This window comes from Stieleria sp. (assembly GCF_041595215.1).
GTDB classification, from domain to species: Bacteria; Planctomycetota; Planctomycetia; order Pirellulales; family Pirellulaceae; genus Stieleria; species Stieleria magnilauensis.
In genome coordinates this window covers 1-3,409 of the sequence record NZ_JBFHKV010000945.1, presented here as the reverse complement: position 1 = coordinate 3,409, position 3,409 = coordinate 1, and the positions used below count along the sequence as shown (strand labels likewise).

The window sequence follows — 3,409 nt, the reverse complement described above, 5'->3', positions numbered from 1 at the left end:
GTCGCTTTTAGTGTCGCCGTTTCCTCGGCGGTCGCGGCGGTCGCCTGCAGGAGTACGACAAGCAACGCAATGCGTTGAACGATTCGATTCATTGATTCGTGCCTCCGGAGTTCTGCCGCCCTGCCGAGTCAATTCGACGCCGATCCCACTACCCTGGCCAGCGGTTTGTCGATTTCAGCCCAATACCGCAAAGTTAACATCAATGAGGGGCCGCTCGCGCTGGCGCGAACCGTCTGATATCAAACGAATATCAGCCGTCTGGCGCGAGCCTACGGGCCCTCACCAATGAAACGACGCTTCACGGAGCGGTATTGGATTTCAGCGGGCACGCTTTGACAAAAGGTCACGCGGCGTCCCCCGATGACGCACCGGGCTGACATGTTCGTTTCAATTGCAGTCCACCGACTCAATCGGCAAACCGCCAGCGTGTATAGTAGGCAAATGCCTCGACGTGCTGTTGATGGAATTCCCCCGTGCTCGATCGTTTTTCACCGTACTTCGCCATGACCATGCCCCTTCGATTTTCGCCCGTAGCCGTGTTGCTCGGTTGTCTGGTCGTCCTCGCGACCGATGTTCCCCGTGTCTCGGCGGACGAGCGACCCAACATCCTGTTCATCTTTAGCGACGACCACGCGCCGCACGCGATCGGTGCGTATGACGGTTGGCTCAAGAGCGTCGACCCGACGCCCAATATCGACCAGCTCGCCAAACAGGGAATCGTGTTTCGAAACAGTTTCTGTACCAATTCGATTTGCGGCCCCAGCCGGGCGGTGATTCAGACGGGCAAGCACAGCCACAAAAACGGCTTCATGAACAACGGGAATTCGTTCGATTGGAACCAGCAAACGTTCCCCAAACTGTTGCAAAAGGCAGGTTACACGACAGCGATCTATGGCAAATCGCACCTCAAGGGCGAGCCCCAAGGCTACGACGACTGGAAAGTCCTGCCCGGCCAAGGGCTGTACTACAACCCGGACATGATCACACCGGAAGGCCGCAAACGGATCGAAGGACATTGCACCGATGTCGTGACGGACCTGGCCGTCGAGTGGCTCAAGGAAGGCCGCAGCGACGACAAACCGTTCATGTTGATGGTCCAGCACAAGGCGCCGCACCGAAACTGGATGCCGGCGCTCCGGCACCTGGATCTGTATGCCGACATCGATCTGCCCGAACCCAACACACTGTTCGACAAGTGGCACGACAACGCTCCGCCGGCGCGACATCAAGAGCTGGAAATCGATCGCCACATGCATCTCAATTTTGATCTGTTCGTCGACTTGACCCCCGATTTCGACGGCAACGCATTGGTCGGCCGATACGACAAATCGGCCTGGCGCAACATGCAACGGATGACACCGGAGCAACTGAAAACCTGGTTTGCCGCCTACCGTCCTCGCGACAAGGCGTTTCACGAAGCCAACTTGTCGGCCGACGGACTGGTTCGCTGGAAGTACCAGCGTTACGCCAAGAATTACCTGCGATGCGTCAGAGGCGTCGACGAAAGTGTCGGCACGCTGATGGAAACGCTCGACGAACTGGGGCTATCGGACAACACCGTCGTGATCTATTCCTCGGATCAAGGTTTTTACATCGGCGACCATGGCTGGTACGACAAACGCTGGATGTACGAAGAATCGCTGAAAATGCCGTTGATTGTGAAATGGCCCGGTGTAACCCAACCCGGTTCGACGGACGACCATCTGGTCCAGAACTTAGACTACGCCGAAACGTTTCTCGAAATGGCCGGTGCCCAAGTGCCCGATGACATGCAGGGCAAATCACTGGTCCCATTGCTCAAGGGTGAAAGCCCCGACGATTGGCGGCGCAGCATCTACTATCACTATTATGAATACCCCAGTGTGCACATGGTGCCCCGGCAATACGGCGTCCGCAATCATCGTTACAAGCTGATTCGGTTTTATCAATTCGACGAATGGGAGTTCTATGATTTGGAGAACGATCCCGATGAGTTGACCAACCAATACAACAACCCCGAGTACGCCAACCCCATTTCAGACATGAAACTGGAACTGGAGCGTTTGAGAAAACACTATCAAGACGACAGTGACGTGTCGGTGCTGCCGAAAGAGCGGCAGATCGAATTAAGGACGCCGCAGGCGGCCGGTTAGCAACGCGTCTGCGAAACGCAACGGCGTCCAGCCCCATCCGTGCACTGCGGTGCAGTACCGAACTGTTCATGACGGAGCGTTCCATGAGTGATTTGCCAGATTATTCCGCGCCGCAACTGCCCGAGCTGACACCCCGCGTGATCGTGCTGGGGCTGATCCTATCGGTCGTGATGGGCGCGGCAAACGTGTATGTCGGATTGAAGGCCGGGATGACCGTCTCGGCGTCGATCCCTGCGGCCGTGATGGCGATGCTGCTGTTCCGATTGCTGTTCAAGAAATCCAGCATCTTGGAAGCCAACCAGGTCCAGACCTGCGCTTCGGCAGGCGAGTCGCTGGCGGCGGGAATCATCTTCACGATGCCCGCAATGATCTTGATCGGGCACTGGCAATCGTTCGACTTCTGGACCGTCACGCTGGTCGCACTGACCGGCGGACTGCTGGGCATTCTGTTCATGATTCCGATGCGCCGCGTGTTCGTGGCGGACAACGAGGATCTGCCGTTCCCCGAGGGCGTGGCGTGTGCGGCCGTGCTGGAAGCCGGCGAAGAAGGCGACCATCAACACGACGCCGCGACCAGCTTGTTGATCGGTGGGGCACTCGGAGCCGTGTTTAAGATCGCCGCCGGATTCATGGGATTGGTCAACGATACGCTGCAGGTTGCCAGGACGACCGGCGAGCGGATCTTTTATTTCGGCGGTGATCTGTCGCCCATGTTGGTCGCCGTCGGTTTTATCGTGCGTCTCAATGTGGCGGTGTTGATCTTTATCGGCGGCTCGATCGGCTGGTTGATCGGCATTCCGCTGATGGGAGGCGCGTCCCAGTACGATGATCCGATCAGCGGCGCCTGGACCATCTGGAGTACCGAACTCCGATACGTCGGTGTGGGAGCGATGGTCGTCGGCGGGATCGGATCACTGATCGCGGTGCGCCGCGGACTACTGTCTGCCATCACGGAGCTGTGGCACGGACTGCGTGGCCGACGGGTCACCCAGGATCACGGCCAACGCGACATTCCGTCGGGACTGATTTTGGTGCTCGGTTTGGGTTGCACCGCGATGCTGGGCCTTGTGAATTTTCGTTTCACCGACGACATCGGCGTCTCGGTCTTGTCGACCGTCGTGATGCTCGCGATGGGCTTTTTCTTTACCGCAGTGGCCAGCTACATCGTCGGTCTGGTGGGTAATTCCAACAGCCCCGTGTCTGGGATGACGATCACCGCGGTTCTGGCGGCCGGCGGACTGCTGGGCATTCTGTTCATGATTCCGATGCGCCGCGTG

2 protein-coding genes are annotated in these 3,409 nt (G+C 58.1%); both read left to right on the top strand.

The window, feature by feature from the left end; genetic code table 11:
* Positions 1-509: 509 nt before the first annotated feature.
* On the top strand, positions 510-2,132 hold the full coding sequence (locus ABX749_RS26625; protein WP_372898672.1) for a sulfatase: 1,623 nt from the start codon (positions 510-512) through the stop codon (positions 2,130-2,132).
* An 83-nt stretch (positions 2,133-2,215) separates the two neighbouring features.
* On the top strand, positions 2,216-3,409 hold a 1,194-nt coding region (locus ABX749_RS26620), incomplete at its 3' end, for an OPT family oligopeptide transporter (RefSeq protein ID WP_372898671.1).